The sequence below is a fragment of the Streptomyces sp. Tu6071 genome, assembly GCF_000213055.1.
Taxonomy (GTDB): domain Bacteria; phylum Actinomycetota; class Actinomycetes; order Streptomycetales; family Streptomycetaceae; genus Streptomyces; species Streptomyces evansiae.
The window spans coordinates 4250990-4269332 of sequence record NZ_CM001165.1 but is presented as its reverse complement, the minus strand read 5'-3'; the positions used below and the strand labels follow the sequence as shown (position 1 = coordinate 4269332).

Here is an 18343-nt window from a genome sequence, read left to right as displayed (position 1 = left end):
TCTCTTTCTCGTGGTACCGGCTCCGCGCGGAACCGGGACGGGCCGTGTCAGCCCTTCGTGGCGCCGGAGGTCAGCCCCGCGACGAGGTATTTCTGGCCGAGTACCGCGGCGAGCAGCACGGGGACGGTGATGAGGGTCGCCGCAGCCATGAGCCCGCCCCAGTCGGTGCTGGCGTAGGAGATGAAGTTGTAGAGGGTCACGGGCACGGTCTGCGTGTTCTCGTCGGCGAAGACCAGCGAGAACATGAAGTTGTTCCAGCTGAAGACGAAGGCGAGCAGGCAGGCCGTCGCGGTGCCGGGGGCGGCGAGCGGGAGGCTGATGCGCCAGAACGCGCCGAAGGCCGAGAGCCCGTCCGTACGCGCCGCTTCCTCCAGCTCGACGGGCAGACCGGCGAAGAAGCCGGTCATGATCCACAGGATGAGCGGCACGGCGGCGAACATGTGGCTGAGGATGAGCACGGTGTAGCTGCCGACGAGTCCGGCCCGCGCGAAGAGGTAGTACCAGGGGACGAGGAGCGAGACGGCGGGCACGATCCGCGCGATGAGCACGAGCGAGCCCGTACGCCGCATGTCGAACCGCCCCACGGCCCACGCGGCGGGCACGGCGAGGAGCGCCGAGAGCAGCGTGGACACGACGCCGATGAGGACCGAGTTGCCCATCGAGCGCAGCAGCGTCCCGGCTTCGAGGACGCTGCGGAAGTTCTCCAGCGTCGGCTTGAACCACAGCCCCACGGAGGGGTCGGTGACCTGCACGTTCGTCTTGAAGGCCGCGGCGAACATCCACACCATGGGCAGCAGGAAGACGAGCATGACGACGACGATCGCGACGGCCTTGAGCACCTTGCCGGTGCGGGCGCGGCGCAGTCGCCGGGCGAGGACGGGGTCGACGGGCGGGGCGGCGGCCGGCGCCGGGGCGGTCGTGGGGGCCGTGGTGGGGGCGCTCATGCGGCGGACTCCTTCCCGGAGCGGCGCAGCAGCACGACGACGCCGATGATGAAGAGCGTGAACAGGACGAGCACGGCGGCGGCGAGCCCGTACTCCTGGTAGTCGAAGGTCAGTCCGTAGGCGTAGACGTTGAGGGTCTCGGCCTCGAAGTCGGAGCCGCCGCCGGGGCCCTTCGCCGCGTAGAGCAGGTCGAAGGTCTTGAGCGCGTCCACGGCGCGCAGGACGAGTGCCGTTCCGAGCGTGGGCAGCAGCATCGGCAGGATGACGAGCCGGAAGCGCTGCCAGCCCGTCGCGCCGTCCACGAGCGCGGCCTCCTCGGGCTCCTCGGGCAGCGTGCTGAGCCCGGCGAGGAGGAGCAGCGTCATCATCGGCGTCCACTGCCACACGTCGATGAGCATGAGCGTCGGCAGCGACTGCCCCACGGACCCGAGGAACTCCTGCCGGGGGATGCCGACTTGGGTGAGCAGGTGGTTCGCTATGCCGTTGGTCGGGTCGAGGATGAGCAACCAGAGGATGCCGATCGCGACGGGGGTCGTGAGCAGCGGGATCAACAGGACGGTACGGAACCAGCGTTGGCCCCGGAACGGCTTGCGCAGCAGCATCGCGACCGCGAGCCCGAAGACGGTCTCCAGGACGACGGCACCGATGGTGAAGACGGCGGTGCGTCCGGCGGCCGGCCAGAAGCGCCGGGTGTCGCCGAGCGCGTCGGCGAAGTTCTGCCAACCGACGTGCTTGCTGGGCGCGTTGACCGCCCCGAAGGCGTCGGTGAAGCTCAGGTCGAGCGTGTACAGCAGCGGGAAGATGATCATCGCGGCGACGAAGAGGAGCGCCGGGGCGAGCATCATCCAGCGCAGCCGCCGGTTGGTCTGCTCGAACGTCCGCTGCTTGCGCGGCCGTTCGGCCTTCGTCGGACGGGCAGGGGCCATGACGTCGGCGGCCATCACGCCTCCTTGTGGCGGTTGTCGCGGACGAGGAAGTCGGCGAACTCGGCGTCCGCGTCCCGTACGACGGAATCGACGGGGCGGCCGAGAATCCCGGCCACGAGGGGCCGGCCGACGATGTCGCGGGCGCGGCTCACCTGGAGCACGCGCGGGCGGTCGTAGCCGATGCCGCGTTCGGCGTTGAGGCGCATGGCCTCGGCGAGGTCGTCGGGGAAGGCGGCGAGGGTACGGGCGTCCCGCCAGGCGGAGTCACGGGCTCCCGGTATGCCGCCCTTCTGCACCTCGGCGACCATCTCCTTGCTCGCCGCCCAGAGGATGAACTCCCAGGCGTCGTCCTGGAGCCGGGAGAAGGCGTTGATGCCGAGGCTCCAGGAGGGGATGTTGTGCGGGCGCGCGCCCGCGGGTCCCGCGGGGAAGGGCGCGAAGCCGACCTTGTCGCGGACGGTCGAGACCTTCGGATCGAGGAAGCTGCTGTAGATCGCGTCGGCGTCGATGTAGAAGGCGGCCTTGCCCTGCGCGAAGATCGGCATGGCCTGCTCCAGGCTCATGTTCGTCGCGCCGGGCGGGCCCGCGTCGTGGAGCAGCTTGCCGTAGAAGCGGTACGCGGCGAGCGCCTGCGGCGAACCGATCGCGGACCGGCCGCCCTTGAGGAAGTCGCCGCCGTGCGAGTAGAGAAAACTCGACCACTGCGACACGGCCCCGTTGCGCTGCCCGCGCCCGACGTACCCGAAGAAGTTCTTGTCCTTGCGGGTGAGTTCGCGGGCGGTGGCGTAGAGGTCGTCGAGGGTGGCCGGGGGCCGTCCGCCGACGAGATCCTTGCGGTAGTAGAGCGCGGGCCGCTCGGTGACGACGGGAACGCTGAGGATCTTGCCGTCGGTGAGCGACACGTCCCGCGCGGACCGCTGGAAGTCCTGCCACGCGAACCCGCGCTCGCCCTCGACGCGTTCGGTGAGATCGACGAGCCACCGGTTGTGCCCGAAGACGAGCTGCTCCTGCAGCGCGCGGACCATCATGACGTCGACGTCGGTGCCGGAGGCGTTGAGCTTGACGTTGTAACTGGACGCGAGCTGGTCGGCGGTGAGCATCTGCATGCTCACCTTGCGCCCGATGCGCTCCTCGAACTCCGGGAGCTTCTTCTTGATGGCCTGGGACCAGACGTGGTTGATGGCCATGATGCGGAGAGGCGTGCTCTGGGAGGGCGGCCCGGAGGGGGCGCCGCAAGCGGCGAGCGCGGGGGCGGCGAGAGCGGCGGCGGGGGCGGCGAGGGCGAGGCGGGCGAGGGAGCGACGGGAGAGGTGGCGTGCCGCTGGGGGGCGGCTCGTGGCGGGCTCGGGGTGGGGGTGGCGTGTCGCTTGGGGGTGGTTTGTGGCGGGCTCGTGGTGGGGGTGGCGCTCGGCTGGGGGGCGGCGGGATGCGGGCTCGTCGAGCGGGGGGCGGTGCGTGGAAGGGGGCGGGGTGGGGGGTGCGTTGCGTGCGGCGTGGGGGGCTGGGGGTTCGGGGCGCGCGGGCGTGCTGCTTGCCGGGCGGGAGGCCGGGGCCTCGGGGCCTGGAGGGTTGGCAGGGTTGCCGGTCGGGGGCCGGTGGCTTGCGGGGCGGCCGACCGGGGGCCGGGGGGTGGACATCGTTGTGCCACCTCTCTGGGGCGGGGGACGGGGTAGGACGGGGGCGTGGGGGCGGATGCGGGGGCTTCCTCGGGGGCGGGTGGTTCGGCGGTCCGACTGGTAGGACCAGTTGGGCCGGGCGAGAGGGAGGCTAGCAGGAGGCGAGGGGGGAGGCTAGGGGGCGGGAGGGATTGATGGGGCGGGAGGGGAGCCGTCAGATACCGGGGGCGCTCGCCGTTGATGCTCACCCATCCCGCTGGAGCGGGACATGACCGGAGGCTCGGGAAGCAGTCCCCCAGGATCGAGACCGGCGCTGCCGTCGGGGCTCCATCTCTGCACGCGCGGGGAGCAGTGTTCGCTCAGTCCCAGCCGATGTCGCCGGCCGGGTCCATCCCCGCACGCGCGGGGAGCAGAGCCACTCGTACCCGACTCCGCAGCCCACGTCGGGTCCATCCCCGCACGCGCGGGGAGCAGACCGGCCTCGAAGTCGAGGCGACCGCGTCCTTGGGTCCATCCCCGCACGCGCGGGGAGCAGTCTCGTCCCGAAACACCTGGCGCGATCGAGTGAGGTCCATCCCCGCACGCGCGGGAAGCAGACGTGTCCCGGGGCGCCGGTGATGTACGCCTCGGGTCCATCCCCGCACGCGCGGGGAGCAGACCCGCCACGGCCGCCAGACGGACGACCCGAAGTCTCCATCCCCGCACGCGCGGGGAGCAGGGGTCGTCCTTCCAGCCCAGGCGCCGAGAGACGGGTCCATCCCCGCACGCGCGGGGAGCAGGCCGTCGCCGATCCGCCCGACGCTGCCGCCGAGGGTCCATCCCCGCACGCGCGGGGAGCAGAGTCGTCCGGCGTAACGATCCACTCGTGGACTGGGTCCATCCCCGCACGCGCGGGGAGCAGACATGGGGCACGAGCTTGAAGGGCTCACCGCAGGGTCCATCCCCGCACGCGCGGGGAGCAGGCCCTCGTCGACCTCGATCACGAGACCGCCCAGGGTCCATCCCCGCACGCGCGGGGAGCAGGTCCGCGACGCCATCGCGCTCGACCGCGCCGAGGGTCCATCCCCGCACGCGCGGGGAGCAGGCAGCGACGGCACCCGCATGGGAGACCTCCTCGGGTCCATCCCCGCACGCGCGGGGAGCAGCGGTCGATGACCACCCGAGCGATGAAGGCGGAGGGTCCATCCCCGCACGCGCGGGGAGCAGAGTCCATGTGTTGGGCGGCACGCTGGGTGACTGGGTCCATCCCCGCACGCGCGGGGAGCAGAGGCGCTGGGCTGGGGCGCCACCGACCGGCCCGGGTCCATCCCCGCACGCGCGGGGAGCAGCCCGTGCGCTCGACGATGCGGAGGAGCTGGTCGGGTCCATCCCCGCACGCGCGGGGAGCAGAAGGGCGACAGGGCCGGACCTCGCGACCCTGGGTCCATCCCCGCACGCGCGGGGAGCAGGCTTTCCGACCTGGGGGTTTACCCCCGCCCCGGAGCCGTGCGCGCAACAATTGCAAATTCCGGCATATCTACAACATCCGACATACAACCCATGGCGGCCCGACCTCCGTCCCCCCTCACCCCCGCCCCTCCCCCAACAACATCTCAATGTGCTGCTTCGCCATCACATCCACCTGCACGTCCAGGTCCCGCCCGTACGTCCGCAGTCCCAACCGCAGGTGCGCCCGCATCCGTTCGACCGCCAGCTCCGCATCGCGGCGCTCGATGGCCTCGAAGATCTCCGGGTGGTGCGGGACGCCCGGCTCGGCGATGCTCGGGTCCGAATTCGAGCGCAGCATCATCTCGAACATCATCCCGCTGATGGACGAGAGCATGATCCGCAGTACGGGATTTCCGGCCGCGACGGCGATGGCCTCGTGGAACTCCAGGTCCGCCCGCGCCTTGCTCACCGGCTCGTCCGCGCACTCCAGGGCGACGACGGCGGCCCGCATGACCGCGATGTCGCGCTCCGTCGCCAGCTCAGTCGCGAGGCGGACCATCTCCGTCTCCAGGGGGAGCCGCGCCTCGATGAGCTGCCGCACGGTCGGCCGCCCGGCCCGGTAGAGCGCGTCGTACCCCCGCGCCTGCGCGGAATTCTGCTCCCGTACGAAGGAACCGCGCCCCGGCGCCACCTCGATGAGCTGCTGGGCCTCAAGCCGCCGCAGGACCTCCCGCACGACGTTCCGGCTCGCCCCGAACCGTACGGAAAGCTCCCGCTCCGAGGGCAGTTTGTCCCCCGGCGCGTACTCCCCCGTCCGAATCCCGTGCTCTAGTTCGCGTGCGATGCGCTCGGTGAGGAGACCGCGCCGCGCGGGCTCGGGGGTGCTGGTGGACATGCGGTGGAGCATAGCGGGACGGATCGCGAGGACGGACGGGCGCGCACCCCCCGGACAGCGCCGGGGCGCGGCGTACGTATCCGACCGGCATCCCACTCGCCGAAGCGACCCAGGCCGAGTCACGCAAGATCGACGAGCGGCTCACCCGCACCACTGAGCCGCCGGGCGAGCTGCGCCCCGATCCCCCGGCCTGCGTGACCCCGCAGGCTTCGTGGTCGTACGTGGGTGACCTGTTCGTGGTGGTGACATGGGAGGAAGGCGGCGCCGAGCGCTTCCGCGCGGGGGACGAACTGCTGCTGAAACGGCCCGGATCGGCGTAGGCCGATCCTGCGGCGCCGTCCCGCAGCGGAAAATTCCTCGCACGCGGGGAGCAGCCCATCCACTTCAGCGACTCCGCGCCGTTCCCGGACCATCCCCGCACGCGCGGGAAGCAGACCCACGCCGAAGTCGCCGAGCCAGAAAGCCTGGGACCATCCCCGCACGCGCGGGGAGCAGGAGTACGACCCGAAGTGTGAAGCCTCCGGGTGGGGACCATCCCCGCACGCGCGGGGAGCAGCTGTCGCCCCACTTGGGGCCGATCGCGGAGTCGGGACCATCCCCGCACGCGCGGGGAGCAGACTGCGTGACCAGCAGGTTTAGCGGGCCAATGGCGGCAGTTGCGCAAGGATCGAGGAATCCGACCTTTCGGGCGTAGCGGACCGCCGTCGCAAGGCGCGATCCGCTCGAAGCCTAGCCCTGCGGCACCTCGCTCCGACTTGCCACGCTCCCCCTAGCCGGCCAGCGGCACTCCCCGCCGCATCACCACCTCACCTCGCGCCCCCCCTCAGCCTTCCGACTCGCCCCTCCCACAACGACACCGCCCCGGCTCCCCCACCTCCCGGGCCACCACCAAGTACTGCGTCTCTGCCACGCGATAACTGGCATGGCCGGTCGTCCGGTTGTGCTCCAGGCACCACATCCGCGCCGAGTCCGCGTTCACGACCTCCGGCGAGTACCTCCCACACATCAGACACCAGCTCCGTACGCGAAAGCCGGGGACCGCCGTGTCCTCGTACAGCAGCCGTTCCGCGTCACGCGCCAGGGGTCGCACGGGCCGCCACCTCCCGCCCGTTGGCGGATACGTTCGAGGCATCCGGCTCCAGGGCGAGCAGGGCCCACACCGTCTTACCCACGACCTCGTCCCGCACGCCCCAGTCAGCCGCCACCGCGTCCACGACCGCGAGCCCCCGCCCGCTCTCCTCCGTGAACGGAACGGCCGCACGCGGCACCGGCATCCCCCGCCCGCTGTCCCGCACCTCGACCCGCACGGCGCCATTCCCTCGTACGAGCGTGAGCGCCACCTGTCGGCCCGCACCACAACGGGCATGCACCACCGCGTTCGTGACCAACTCGGAGACAACGAGCGCAAGCGCGTCCGCGAGCTCGCGGTACCCCCAGGCTCCCGCTACCTCGCGGGCGAAGTCCCGCGCTTTCCGCACGCTGGCCCGTCGTCGCGGGAGCCGCGTACGGCGCACCGTCCCGCCCTGGTTTTCGGACATACGAACGCCCTCATCTCCGTTGTTGCGAGCGCGAGTTGAGCAACCTCGCCATGAGTACCATGCACGAGAGCGCCTCCATATTGTCAATAACCCAAAATGGTGAGTCACCATTTTCGTTGCCGCTGTTCGCCCCACCAGGCACACTGTCTTCCGTCGCCTGGAGGTGGAGGAATGTCAAGCACGAACGCGGGTCCGTCGATCCGTCAGCGCCGCTTGGCGCGCCTGCTCAAGGACCTGCGCATCGCGGCCGGGCTGAAGCACGCGGACGCCGCGCGCGTACTCGATTCGGCCGAGTCGAAGATGACGCGTATCGAGAACGCCAAGTCCGGCATTCGCCTCGTGGACCTGCGAACCCTTCTCGACGCGTACGGCGTGACGGACCCCGCCGAGCGGGCGCAGATCGAGCAGCTTGCGAAGGACGCGCGGAAGAAGGGGTGGTGGGCGCAGTACGCGGGCAGCGTCAGCCCGTCGTACGCGGCGTACATAGCGGTGGAGTGGGACGCCGTCGAGATGTATGACGTGGAGCCCATCCTCATCCCCGGGCTGCTGCAAGTCCCTGCGTACACCAAGGCGCTCGCTCGAATTCACGTTCCCAGCGCGGACGAGGACCTGCTTGAGACACGCGCCCAGATCCGCCAGGACCGGCGCAAGACCCTCACGCGCGATGACCCGTTGCAGCTATGGGTGATTGTGTCCGAATCCGCCTTGTACCACGCGGTAGGTGGTGCCGACGTGATGCGGGAGCAGCTCGAATCGCTCCTGACGGACAGCGACCTGCCCAACGTCGAGTTGCAGATCCTGCCGAAGGAGAGCCCGATGAACGCGGCACTCTTCGGACCCTTCGTCATCATGAGCTTCTCGCCGTCCTCGGCAGAGGATCTCGTGTACGGGGAGCTGAACAACGGCACGGTCTACTACGAGGAGCCGGGCGACACGGAGCGATTCGCCGCCCTCTTCCGGCGCCTCAACATGGCCGCGCTCGACCCCCCGAAATCGCGGGCTCTCATCCGCAGAGTCCTGAACGAAATGGCAGGCGAGTGAACCACCAGCACGACGATCCACAGCATCCCACGTGGATCAGGTCCCCTTACTCCGGCACCGAGGGCAACTGCGTCGAGGTCGCCACCTCCCGGGGCCGGCTAGCCGTTCGCGACTCCAAGGATCTCGCTTCCCCGCACCTTGGATTCAGCCCGACAGCGTGGCAGCACTTCCTCGACGGCGCGCACATCTGACGTTCACCACCAGTCGCCGCCAGAGCCGCACCGGACCTCGCAAACGCCGCAGGTCCGCGTGTGCTGGGGCTGCGGCTTGTCGTAGCTTCCGTAGCGCGGCGCCCGCCGCACCTGACCACGATGCGCATTCCGCACACCGCAACCCCCAGTCGGTCTCGTGGTGACCGCGGGGAGCAAGGGTGATTCTCGGCGTGCCCGGCGTCCACCACGGGGCCATCCCCGCACACGCGGGGAGCAGGCCGTATCCCCACTGGGTGACGCGGGTGACCAGGGGCCATCCCCGCACGCGCGGGGAGCAGTGAGCTGCGCCACGGCTCAGCGCTCGAAACCGTGGGCCATCCCCGCACGCGCGGGGAGCAGCACCCCCGCGCGCAGTACCACCTGGCCCGCGAGGGGCCATCCCCGCACGCGCGGGGAGCAGCCCTTTTGGCTTCGAGATGGCGTCGATTCGGCAAGAAGTGGAGAGTCCGGCTTTTCGGACAAGACGGTTCGGCGCCCGAGCTCTTCGGACCGTCCGCAGCCTAACGCCCGTTCCCGCGTGGCCACGCCCATCCACACCCATCCACGCCCGCCCCCCCACGGCCACCCCGCCCGCAGCCGGCTCGCCCCCCGGGGCCGCCACGCAGCGGATCGCACCCCGAGGCGCCGGAACCTCTTGGCCCCACGACGCGCCCCCCGCATTCCCCGTACGGTGATCCCCACCGCCACCTCCCCCGCCCCCAACCCCCCTCCCCCGCCCCGGAATCCCGGCACAGGGGGCGCTCGGTGCGCATCCCCGGGAGCACGGTGGGGCAGAGGCCGGGGTACGGGGGGTCGGTGGGCCCCGCCGCGCGCCTCGCAGAGCCCCGTCCGCGCCCCCCGTACCGTACGGCCCGGAGGGTATTTCCCGGGCGAAGGCCGTACGGCCGAGGCGGGAACCGCAGCGGAGCGGGTCCGCCACCCCTCGCCACCGAACGCCACCGCCGCGCCGCCCGAAATCCCGTCCTCGCGAGGGTGAACGCCGCTTCTCCCCGCGCGCCGCGCCGCCAAGCCCCACTACCGTGCTCACGCCGCGCCGCCCCTCCCACCGGAGCACCCCATGCAAGAAATCGCGCCCGTCGACGACCGTCTCAGCACTCCCACCGGTATCCGCATCAAGCGGCTGCGGCAGGAGCGGCACCTCACGCAGAAGGCCCTCGCCGACCTCGCCGGGCTCTCGTACTCGACCGTCACGAAGACGGAGAAGGCCCTCATCCCGCTCACCCCGCACGTCACCGCGTGCATCGCGCGGGCGCTGCGGGTCGACGTCGCGGCGATCACGGGGCAGCCGTACTACACGGAGCTGCGGCAGGACGAGCTGGACGTGCTCATCCGGCCGATCCGCGAGGCGCTCGACGTGTACGACCTCGGGGCCGACCCGGACGTGCACCCGAGGCCGTACGAACAACTCGACGGCGAGACGGAGGAGTTGCTGGGGCTGGTACGGGCCGGGGAGATCAAGCGGGTGGCGGGGCGCGTCGCCGCGCTCGTGCAGGAGGTGACGACGCTCGCGCACCGCATCGGCTCGACGGAGGGGTGGTCGCTGCTCGCCCGTACGTACCGGACCGCGTACGACGTCAGCTCCAAGCTCGGCTTCGGCGATCTCGCCGCGCTCTCGCTCGCCCGCATGGACTGGGCCGCGCAGCGCGCGAGTTGTGCCGTCGTCAGCTCCATGCACCGCTACATGCGCGCCCTCACCTACCTCCGCGAGGGCCAGTACCGCACCGGCGAACGCCTCATGCGGCTCGGTCTCGACACGCTCGGACAGGCCGATCCCGGACGCGAACGGGACGTGGTGACGGGGCAGTTGCACCTCGGTTCCGCCGTCATGGCGGGGCGCGCGCGGGACGCCGAGGCGGCCGGTACGCACCTCGACGAAGCCGAGCGGATCGCGCGCGGGACGGGCGAGGCGACCCGTGTGCACTGGCTCTCCTTCGGGCCGACGAACGTCGCCGTGCACCGTGTCTCGGTCGCCGCCGAGCTGGACGACTACGGGCGTGCCGCGCGCGACGGCGCGCGGATCACCTTCCCCGCGGACTGGCCCGCCTCGCGCCGCAGCCACCACTACGCCGAACTCGCCCGTGCGCAGGTGTGGACCGGGGACCTCTCGGGGGCCTTCACGCACCTCCTCGCCGCGCGCAAGGCCGCCCCGCAGCAGGCGCGTTACCACGCGACGGTGCGGGAGACGTACGCGGCGCTGGAGGCGGCGAAGCGGCAGCTCCCGGACTCGTTCCTGTCGTACGGGTCGTGGCTGGGGGCTTGAGGGGGCGGGGTACGGGAGTGGCGGCCGACGGGACGGGGTCCGGTCCGGGGGGTGGCGGTACGGGACGGGTGCGCGCGGGACGGCCGTCCCTCCTCGCCCGCACAGCCCCGCCGCCCGCCCGTACCGCCTCGTACCGTGAATCCATGGCCCCGGCTGTCAGTAAACAACTGACAGTCGGGGCCTTGCGCTTGTCCCAAGATGTCATGACGAGGACGCGTATCGGACATGGAGCCCGCCATGAGGACGACACAGGGTGACGACACCGCACTCCCCCACCCCGCCACACTCACCCCCGACCAGGTCCGCGGCGCCCACTGCGTGTGGTGCGGCTCCCTCCTCCGCCCCGAAACCGTCGTGGACCTCGGCCCACGCCAGGACCCCCGCGCCACCCACATCGCCACCTGGTGGCCCCGCGCGTGCGGGGACTGCGCGCGGCGCCGGGCGCGGGAAGCGGACGACGGGGGGACGGCGAGCGAGGGAACGGCGGGTGCGGGGGCGCCGGGTACGGGGACGGCAGGCGCCGGGGTTGGAGGCGCGAGGGGCAGCAGGGGAGCGGGCCACGACGGGGCGCTGAGCGCGTAAAAACGCCGGGGGACGCCGGGCGGGGCGGCGCAAGCAAGCACGCCCGCACCCACGCCCGCACACCCCCACCCCCACGCCCCCACGCCCCCACGCCCCCACGCCCCCACGCCCGAGCAGTAATGCCGGATCGGGGCGGCGCGCGCAAGGCGGGGATGCCGGGCCTCGGGCGCCGCCCCCGCCGCCTTTGCCTGTTCTTTACAACCCGCCCCTCCCTCCCTCCGTCTCTGTTGCCGTCCGCGTGGTCATCGCGTGCGACACCGTCCGCGCGCACGCCGCGTGCGACACCGTCCGCGCGCACGCCGCGCGCGGCACCTCCGCCCGTGCGCACCGCGCGGGCCTCCCCAGAGACGAAGGACCCCACCTTGCGCCGCAAGTCGTTCCTGGCCGCCGCCGTACTCGCCGCCGCCCTCACCACGACCGCCGCCCCCGCCTTCGCGGACGGCGCCGCGCCCGCCCAGTCGGCCGAGGCCGCGAGCCCCGCCGCCCAGTCCGCCGAGGCCGCGAGCCCCGCCCCCTCCGCCAAGGAGGGCAAGCCCTCGCAGGACTCCACTCCCCCGCCGAGCGCCGTCCCGTCCGCGCCGGGGAAGGAAGCGGCCACCCCCGTCCCCTCCGAGGCCAGGAAGGGCGCCACTCCCGCCCCCGCTCCCGCCCGCGGGCAGGTCGGCACCGTCCCGGCCGGCGCCCCCGACACGGGCTCCGGCACCGGCTCCTCGGGCGGCGACACCGCCCTCATCGGCGGGGTCGCCGCGGCCTCCGTCCTGCTCGCCGGGGGCGTCGTGGTGCTGCGCCGGCGCCGTCAGGGCGCGGGGGCGTGAGGCGCGGCTCCGGGTTGTTCGTGGCCGGGCTCGCACTGGTGTCGCTTCTCGGCACCGGCTGCGGGCCCGGCCCCGGGCGTACGGGCGACGCGGGCGCCGCACCCGGCGCGGCACGTACCACCGCCTCGCCCGCCCCCTCCCGTACCACGGCGGCCCCCGAACCGGGCCCTTCGCGGCCGTCCACCGCCCGCCCCACGCGCCTGCTCGTCCCCGCGGCGGGCGTCGACACCTCGCTCACCCCGCTGGGCCTCGCGCCCGACCGGACCGTCGAGGTGCCGCCGCTCGTCGCGCACGACGTCGCGGGCTGGTACCGGTACGGGCCGCTGCCGGGCGAGCGCGGGCCGGCCGTCGTGCTCGGGCACGTGACGACGGGGCCGCACCGCGACGGGGTGTTCCGGCGGCTCGGGCGCGTGCGGGCCGGGGACCGGGTGGTGGTCCGGCGGGCGGACGGGGCCTCGGTGCGCTTCGTCGTGGACCGGGTGCGTACCGTGGCGAAGACCGAGTTCCCCACGCAGGAGGTGTACGGGGACGTGAAGCGCGCCGAGCTGCGGCTCATCACCTGCGGCGGGCAGCGCAGCGCGGCCGGTTACTCGGCCAACGTCATCGTCTTCGCCCACCGCACGGGGGCCTCGTGAGGCGCCGCGAGCGCGAGGCCGCCGAGCTGTTCGCCGCGCTGTACCCCCGGCTCGCCGGGTGGGTGCGGCGGCTCGTCGACGACGACGGGACGGCGCACGAAGTCGCCTCGGAAGCCTTCACCCGCCTCTGGGCGCGCTGGAGTTCGGTCGACGAGCCGCGCGGCTTCCTCTACGTGACGGCCGCGAACCTCGTACGGGACCACTGGCGCGCCCTCGACCGCGAACGCACCGCCCTGCGCCGCGCCGGCACGGAGACGGCGCTCCGCGAGCCCGAGCAACTCCCCGACCCGACCGTCAGATTGCTCGTCCAGTCGCTCCCGGAGCGGCTGCGCGTGCCGATCCTGCTCCACTACTACGCCGATATGCCGGTCCGCGAGGTCGCCGCGTTCACCGGACGCAAGGAGGGCACAGTGAAGGCCGACCTGCACGCCGCCCGCGAACTGCTGCGAGCCCACTTGAGGAGGACCGTTGACCACCCGGTTCGATGACGAGGACCCCTCGGACGACCCGCTCTTCGTGCTCCTGCGCGGCGACGAGGGTACGGATCATCTCGCCGCGCCCGCCGGGCAGTTCTCGACGGTCCGCCGTCGCGCGCGGCGCCGCAGGGCGGTCCGGACGGGAGCGGGCGCCGCCCTCGCGACGGCAGCGGCCTGCGCGGCCCTGTTCACCCTGACGCCGCACTCGGCCGACCAGCGGGAACGACACGAACTCCCGCTCGGCCCCGGCCCTTCGGCGAGCGGCGAACCCGCCACGCCACCGCACCCGAGCGAGTCCGTGGAGCAGACCCCCGCCCCCGCCCCTTCGGGGCCGAGCGCCGTGCCCTCGGGACGCTCGACGGTCACGGGAGCGCCGCCGAGCGCACGACCGGACGGAGCCAGGCGGCCGGACGGGCCGACGGAGGCCCGGCAGCGTCCGACCGGGGCGATCCCGTCACCGGAGAGGTCGACGCCGGGGATGTCGTCTCCGGGGTCGTCGAAGTCGTCGGAGTCGTCGGAGCCATCAGGGGGTCCGGCGGCGGCGACGGAGGCGACGAGGGGGAGCGGGGCGGACGCGGAGTGACGGCCGGGGCGGCTGAGAGCGGCAGCGGCTGAAAGCGTGGCCCGCACCCCGGCTCAGGCGGCTGGGTAGACGTGCGGGAGCGCGAGGCCCGGCAGGGTGCCGGGGAAGGCCACTTCGATGACGTGGGCGGAGGGCGTGAAGATCGCCCCGACCGTGGCGAGTTGAGCGCGCTCGTGCCACTCCCAGCGGGTGAAGAGGTGGGGCTCGGTGACGTGCGGGGTGCCGTGCCAGGCCGTGGCGCGCACGGCGGCGGTGACGCGGCGGAGGTCCCGGCTGTCGTCGTGGAGGAGGGCGAGGAGACGGGTCGCCGTGGCGGTGAGGCCGGTCTCCTCGGCGAGTTCCCGCACGGCCGCCTCGGTCACGGACTCCCCGGCGTCCACCTTGCCACCGGGCAGACTCCACATCCCCTGGACCGAACGACCCAGCAGCACACGCCCGTTGGGGTCGGTGACGACGACTCCGGCCCCGAGCATCGCCTGCGCGACCGGCTCGCGCGCCATCTCGGCGGCGGAGTACGAGCCACCGGGCCGCCGCAGCACGAGCGCGGCGAGCCCGTCCACGTCGTACCGCTCGCACTCCTCGAACCCGTCGGCGAGCACGCGCAGTTCGTCCTCGTCGAGGGCGATGTGCCGCATCGGCTCCGAGATGCGTCCCGGTACGGGGCTGAGCACGACGAGCGCGCCGCCCTCGCGCAGGAGCGCCCCCAACTCCCTTACGATCCGTGCCCGGTCCGCCCAGAAGGCGGCAGCCCTTCGCACCGTCACCAGCGCGTAGCCCCCGCTCTCCCCCGCGCGCTCCCGCTCCACGTCGCACACCCGCACGGCGACCGCGTCCCCGCACCGCTGCCGGGCTCGCGCGACGGCTCCTTCGGCGAAGTCGACCGCTTCGGTCTCGTACCCGAGTTCGCCGTGCAGGAAGGCGGCTAGCTCCCCGGTCCCGCAGCACACGTCCAGGGCCCGCCCCGCCCCGACCGCTCCGGCGACCCTCCGCAGCAGAGCCCGCTCCTCGTCCCCCAACGGACGGAAGTCCTTCCCGGCCTCGTAGTGCGCGGTCCAACGGGCGGGAGGGATGAGGGAGGCGGAGGAAGAGGAGGCCATGGGGCAATTCTGCGCCCCGACCGCCCGGGGCGTCGGGCGGACGGGGCGGGTACGGCGGGCGCGCGGAGGTGGGGGAGGGCGCGCGTCACGCGGACGGGGGCGGCACGAACTCCCCCAGCAGTTCCCTCCCCTCCCCCCCACTCCCCCACCCCGCCGGCCGTGTTGAGGTGGCCCCGGCTTCCCACGAGGCGCAGTCGCGCGCCCCAGGCCGTTGCCAGGTCCGCCGACTTCCGCGGTGCGCAGTACGGGTCGTCCGTGCTCGCCACGAGCAGCGCCGGGCACGGGAGCGGGGCGGGGCGCAGGGGGACGAAGGCGGGAGCCGCCTCGGCCGGGAAGGCGGGGCCGTGGGGGTCCGGGGGCGCGACGAGGAAGGCCGCCGCGCCCTCGGGGCGGGCGCGGCGCAACCACTCGGCGACCGCCCAGCACCCCAGGCTGTGCGCCACGAGCACGACCGGGCCCCGCCCCGCCACCGCCTCGTACGCCTTGCCCACCGCCGCCACCCAGTCCTCCAGGTCCGGCGCCGACCAGGACCCGGGCGCGATCCGGACCGCCTCCGCGCCCCATCCCGCCTCCCACCGGCTCTGCCAGTGCGCCTCGTCGGACCCGTCGATCCCCGGCACGACCACGTACGACACCCCTGCTCCCTCCTCAGCCGTCCGCCAGCAACTCCGCGACCAGCGCCGACACTTGTTCCGTCTCCGTGAGGAAGCCATCATGCCCGTGCGCCGACTCGATCACACGGACCGTATCGGCGCCCGGGATCAGCGCCGCCAACTCCCGCTGCTGCGCGAGCGGGTAGAGCCGGTCGGAGTCGACGCCCGCCACGAGCGCGGGCGCCGTGACGCGGGTCAGGGCCGCGCGGAGGCCGCCCCGCTCGCGGCCCACGTCGTGGGCGTTCATGGACTCGCTCAGGACGACGTAACTGCCCGCGTCGAAGCGGCGGACGAGCTTCGCGGCGTGGTGGTCGAGGTACGCGTCGACCTCGAACCGGCCCCCGGCGCCCGTCGTCCGCCCGAAGCGGTCCTGGAGTTCGGCGGCCGTACGGTACGTGACGTGCGCGAGCCGCCGGGCCTGTGCGAGACCGCCCACCGGCCCCCGGCCCGTGCCGTGGTAGTCGCCGGCGTGCCAGTGCGGGTCGGCGCGGATCGCCGCGATCTGGAGCCCCGACCAGGCGATCTGTTCGGCGCTCGCCGCCGCCGCGGTCGCGAGCAGGAGAAGCGCCCCGGTGCGGGCGGGGTGGGCGACGGCCCACTCGACGGCCCGCATTCCGCCCATCGAGCCGCCCACGACGAGCGCCCAGCGGCCGATGCCGAGCGCGTCCGCGAGCCCCGCCTCGGCGGCGACCTGGTCGCGCGGCGTGAGGAAGGGGAAGGCACCGCCGAAGGCCCGGCCCCCGCCGGGTCGTACGGACGACGGGCCCGTACTGCCCTGGCAGCCGCCGAGCACGTTCGGCGCGACGACGAACCACCGGTCCGTGTCGAGCGCGCGTCCCGGCCCGACGAGCCCGTCCCACCACCCGGGCGTCGGGTGCCCCGGGCCCGCGGCTCCGTGCACGTGGCTGTCCCCGGTGAGCGCGTGGAGGACGAGCACGGCGTTCGAGGCGTCGGGCGCGAGCGTGCCCCAGGTCTCGAACGCGAGTCGCATGGAGGGGAGTTCGCCGCCCGCCTCCAGCGCGAGCGGCTTGTCCGCCGCGTACCAGCGCCTGCGGCCCGGCGGGTCCCCCGCCCGCCAGGCCCCGGAGACCCGCCACGGCTCCTCGCGCCCCGTCTCCCGTACGGCGGCGGCCTCCCGCACCTACGCGGCACCCTTCGCCGCGCGGAAGCCCGCCTCCAGGTCCGCTTTCAGGTCGGCCAGGTTCTCGATGCCGACCGACAGCCGGACGAGCCCGGGAGCGGTGCCCGTCGCGCGCAGCTCCTCCTCGCCGAGCTGGCTGTGGGTCGTGGAGGCGGGGTGGATGATGAGGCTGCGGACGTCGCCGATGTTGGCGAGGTGGCTGAACAACTCCACGGCGTCCACGAAGCGTTTGCCCGCCTCCACGCCGCCGCGCAGCTCGAAGGACACGATCGCCCCGGCCCCGCGCGGCAGATACGTGCGCCCCTTCTCGTACCAGGGGCTGGACTCAAGTCCCGCGTAGTGGACGGCACTCACCTCGTCGCGCCCTTCGAGCCAGGTGGCGAGCGCGGCGGCGTTCGCCGTGTGGCGCTCGATGCGCAGGCTCAACGTCTCGACGCCCTGGAGCAGCAGGAAGGCGGAGTGCGGCGAGAGCGCGGGGCCGAGGTCGCGCAGGAGCTGGACGCGGAGCTTGACCGCGTACGCCCCCGGGCCGAGCGCGGGCCAGTACTGGAGGCCGTGGTAGCTCGGATCGGGCTCGCTGAAGTCCGGGAAACGCGCGGCGTGCGCGCCGAAGTCGAACGTGCCGCCGTCCACGACGACACCCGCGATCGCGGTGCCGTGCCCGCCGAGGAACTTCGTCGCGGAGTGCACGACGATGTCCGCCCCGTGCTCAAGTGGCCGCAGGAGATAAGGAGTCGGGACGGTGTTGTCGACGACGAGCGGGACGCCGACCGCGTGCGCGACGTCGGAGACGGCGCGGATGTCGAGGACGTTGCCGCGCGGATTGCCCAGCGTCTCGGCGAAGAACGCCTTCGTGTGCGGCCGGGCGGCGGCGCGCCACGCCTCGGGGTCGTCGGGGTCGTCCACGAAGGACACCTCGATGCCGAGGCGCGGCAGGGTGTGGCGGAAGAGGTTGTACGTACCGCCGTAGAGCGAGGCGCTGGAGACGACGTGGTCGCCCGCGCGCGCGAGGGTGAGCAGCGCGAGCGTCTCGGCCGCCTGCCCCGAGGCGACCGCGACGGCGCCGACTCCCCCCTCCAACGCGGCGATCCGCTGTTCGAAGACGTCCTGCGTCGGGTTGTGGATGCGCGTGTAGATGTTGCCGGGCTCGGCGAGCGAGAAGAGGTCGGCGGCGTGCCGCGTGTCCCGGAAGACGAAGGAGGACGTCTGGTAGATCGGCGTGGCACGCGCCCCCGTGGCGGGATCGGGCACGGCACCCGCGTGCACCTGCTTCGTCTCGAAGGACCAGGACTCGGCGGCGGACTCGGCGGGCTGCGTGCTCATGGCGCTCCTCGTACGGGACGGCGGGCGGACGTCCGGCCGGTCGTACGGGGACGACGGCGGACGTCCGACGAGCGAAGCACGCGGGGGCCGCGCGGGGCCCGGCATGTCACGCGACCGCCATGCGAACGCCACGGGACGACACGCGCCGTTCGCAACGCGGGCAGGGAAGGCGTCGACC

General features: G+C 73.2%; 18 protein-coding genes and 1 CRISPR repeat array. Of the genes, 8 read left to right on the top strand and 10 right to left on the bottom strand.

The features are described 5' to 3' along the window. Positions 1–47 precede the first annotated feature (47 nt). The 4 genes from STTU_RS17775 to STTU_RS17760 form a co-directional block, all read right to left on the bottom strand. Positions 48–944, bottom strand: a complete 897-nt coding sequence (locus STTU_RS17775; RefSeq protein ID WP_043255558.1) for a carbohydrate ABC transporter permease — start codon at positions 942–944, stop codon at positions 48–50. After that, the gene (locus tag STTU_RS17770; protein ID WP_007825332.1) at positions 941–1885 is read right to left on the bottom strand and encodes a carbohydrate ABC transporter permease; all 945 of its coding nucleotides are present in this window, start codon (positions 1883–1885) and stop codon (positions 941–943) included. The genes STTU_RS17775 and STTU_RS17770 overlap by 4 nt, the downstream gene beginning before the upstream one ends. Continuing rightward, a complete protein-coding gene (locus STTU_RS17765) occupies positions 1885–3057 on the bottom strand; it encodes an ABC transporter substrate-binding protein (protein WP_007825331.1) in 1173 nt (390 codons plus the stop codon). Before STTU_RS17765 ends, STTU_RS17770 begins: the two co-directional genes overlap by 1 nt. A gap of 752 nt (positions 3058–3809) precedes the next feature. Then, a CRISPR array of direct repeats spans positions 3810–4934; the repeat unit is 29 nt; unit sequence GGGTCCATCCCCGCACGCGCGGGGAGCAG. 116 nt (positions 4935–5050) lie between these two features. Next, positions 5051–5821 (bottom strand): FadR/GntR family transcriptional regulator, encoded by a 771-nt coding sequence (locus tag STTU_RS17760; protein WP_007825327.1) that lies wholly within the window; start codon positions 5819–5821, stop codon positions 5051–5053. Positions 5822–6003: 182 nt separating this feature from the next. Between STTU_RS17760 and STTU_RS35910 the strand changes: the two genes are divergently transcribed. Further along, entirely contained in the window at positions 6004–6129 is a 126-nt protein-coding gene (locus STTU_RS35910) for a hypothetical protein (protein WP_267881229.1), read from the top strand. 750 nt (positions 6130–6879) lie between these two features. On the opposite strand, the gene STTU_RS17750 is transcribed toward STTU_RS35910, so the two are convergent. After that, positions 6880–7347 carry an ATP-binding protein gene (locus STTU_RS17750; RefSeq protein WP_043255554.1) on the bottom strand — a complete coding sequence of 156 codons (468 nt, stop codon included), beginning with the start codon at positions 7345–7347 and terminating at the stop codon, positions 6880–6882. Between the two features lie 171 nt (positions 7348–7518). Here STTU_RS17750 and STTU_RS17745 point away from each other — a divergent pair, with 171 nt between their 5' ends. The 7 genes from STTU_RS17745 to STTU_RS17715 all read left to right on the top strand — a co-directional run bounded on the left by STTU_RS17745 (position 7519) and on the right by STTU_RS17715 (position 13380). Further along, positions 7519–8388: a helix-turn-helix domain-containing protein gene (locus STTU_RS17745; protein ID WP_043255553.1), complete on the top strand. Its 870-nt coding sequence runs from the start codon at positions 7519–7521 to the stop codon at positions 8386–8388. After that, positions 8385–8579 carry a DUF397 domain-containing protein gene (locus STTU_RS17740; protein ID WP_043255551.1) on the top strand — a complete coding sequence of 65 codons (195 nt, stop codon included), beginning with the start codon at positions 8385–8387 and terminating at the stop codon, positions 8577–8579. The genes STTU_RS17745 and STTU_RS17740 overlap by 4 nt, the downstream gene beginning before the upstream one ends. 1078 nt (positions 8580–9657) lie before the next feature. After that, the gene (locus STTU_RS17735; protein ID WP_007825301.1) at positions 9658–10860 is read left to right on the top strand and encodes a helix-turn-helix domain-containing protein; all 1203 of its coding nucleotides are present in this window, start codon (positions 9658–9660) and stop codon (positions 10858–10860) included. A gap of 237 nt (positions 10861–11097) precedes the next feature. Then, positions 11098–11442, top strand: a complete 345-nt coding sequence (locus tag STTU_RS17730; protein ID WP_234019259.1) for a hypothetical protein — start codon at positions 11098–11100, stop codon at positions 11440–11442. 362 nt (positions 11443–11804) lie between these two features. Next, complete coding sequence (locus STTU_RS17725) at positions 11805–12257, top strand: hypothetical protein (RefSeq protein ID WP_007825298.1); 453 nt, start codon at positions 11805–11807, stop codon at positions 12255–12257. 14 nt (positions 12258–12271) lie between these two features. After that, a complete protein-coding gene (locus STTU_RS17720) occupies positions 12272–12892 on the top strand; it encodes a class F sortase (RefSeq protein ID WP_007825297.1) in 621 nt (206 codons plus the stop codon). Beyond that, positions 12889–13380: an RNA polymerase sigma factor gene (locus STTU_RS17715; RefSeq protein WP_043255548.1), complete on the top strand. Its 492-nt coding sequence runs from the start codon at positions 12889–12891 to the stop codon at positions 13378–13380. Before STTU_RS17720 ends, STTU_RS17715 begins: the two co-directional genes overlap by 4 nt. Positions 13381–13437: 57 nt before the next feature. On the opposite strand, the gene STTU_RS34975 is transcribed toward STTU_RS17715, so the two are convergent. Genes STTU_RS34975 through STTU_RS17685 form a run of 5 tightly spaced genes read right to left on the bottom strand, consistent with a single transcriptional unit; the run spans position 13438 to position 18165 of the window. Further along, on the bottom strand, positions 13438–13998 hold the full coding sequence (locus STTU_RS34975) for a hypothetical protein (RefSeq protein ID WP_007825295.1): 561 nt from the start codon (positions 13996–13998) through the stop codon (positions 13438–13440). A gap of 6 nt (positions 13999–14004) precedes the next feature. Then, positions 14005–14967: a bifunctional class I SAM-dependent methyltransferase/NUDIX hydrolase gene (locus tag STTU_RS36095; protein ID WP_324607907.1), complete on the bottom strand. Its 963-nt coding sequence runs from the start codon at positions 14965–14967 to the stop codon at positions 14005–14007. After that, positions 14874–15761: an RBBP9/YdeN family alpha/beta hydrolase gene (locus STTU_RS36090; RefSeq protein ID WP_324607906.1), complete on the bottom strand. Its 888-nt coding sequence runs from the start codon at positions 15759–15761 to the stop codon at positions 14874–14876. Before STTU_RS36090 ends, STTU_RS36095 begins: the two co-directional genes overlap by 94 nt. Beyond that, the gene (gene metX / locus STTU_RS17690; protein WP_007825293.1) at positions 15697–16842 is read right to left on the bottom strand and encodes a homoserine O-acetyltransferase MetX; all 1146 of its coding nucleotides are present in this window, start codon (positions 16840–16842) and stop codon (positions 15697–15699) included. The genes STTU_RS36090 and metX overlap by 65 nt, the downstream gene beginning before the upstream one ends. Further along, positions 16843–18165 carry a bifunctional o-acetylhomoserine/o-acetylserine sulfhydrylase gene (locus STTU_RS17685; RefSeq protein WP_043255545.1) on the bottom strand — a complete coding sequence of 441 codons (1323 nt, stop codon included), beginning with the start codon at positions 18163–18165 and terminating at the stop codon, positions 16843–16845. It abuts the gene before it with no gap. Positions 18166–18343 lie beyond the last annotated feature (178 nt).

Bases quoted from the DNA above. Each gene is read 5' to 3' on its own strand.
- STTU_RS17775 (WP_043255558.1), bottom strand. From the start codon at position 944: ATGAGCGCCCCCACCACGGCCCCCACGACCGCCCCGGCGCCGGCCGCC.
- STTU_RS17770 (WP_007825332.1), bottom strand. From the start codon at position 1,885: ATGGCCGCCGACGTCATGGCCCCTGCCCGTCCGACGAAGGCCGAACGG.
- STTU_RS17765 (WP_007825331.1), bottom strand. From the start codon at position 3,057: ATGGCCATCAACCACGTCTGGTCCCAGGCCATCAAGAAGAAGCTCCCG.
- STTU_RS17760 (WP_007825327.1), bottom strand. From the start codon at position 5,821: ATGCTCCACCGCATGTCCACCAGCACCCCCGAGCCCGCGCGGCGCGGT.
- STTU_RS17750 (WP_043255554.1), bottom strand. From the start codon at position 7,347: ATGTCCGAAAACCAGGGCGGGACGGTGCGCCGTACGCGGCTCCCGCGA.
- STTU_RS17745 (WP_043255553.1), top strand. From the start codon at position 7,519: ATGTCAAGCACGAACGCGGGTCCGTCGATCCGTCAGCGCCGCTTGGCG.
- STTU_RS17735 (WP_007825301.1), top strand. From the start codon at position 9,658: ATGCAAGAAATCGCGCCCGTCGACGACCGTCTCAGCACTCCCACCGGT.
- STTU_RS17730 (WP_234019259.1), top strand. From the start codon at position 11,098: ATGAGGACGACACAGGGTGACGACACCGCACTCCCCCACCCCGCCACA.
- STTU_RS36090 (WP_324607906.1), bottom strand. From the start codon at position 15,761: ATGGCTTCCTCACGGAGACGGAACAAGTGTCGGCGCTGGTCGCGGAGT.
- STTU_RS17685 (WP_043255545.1), bottom strand. From the start codon at position 18,165: ATGAGCACGCAGCCCGCCGAGTCCGCCGCCGAGTCCTGGTCCTTCGAG.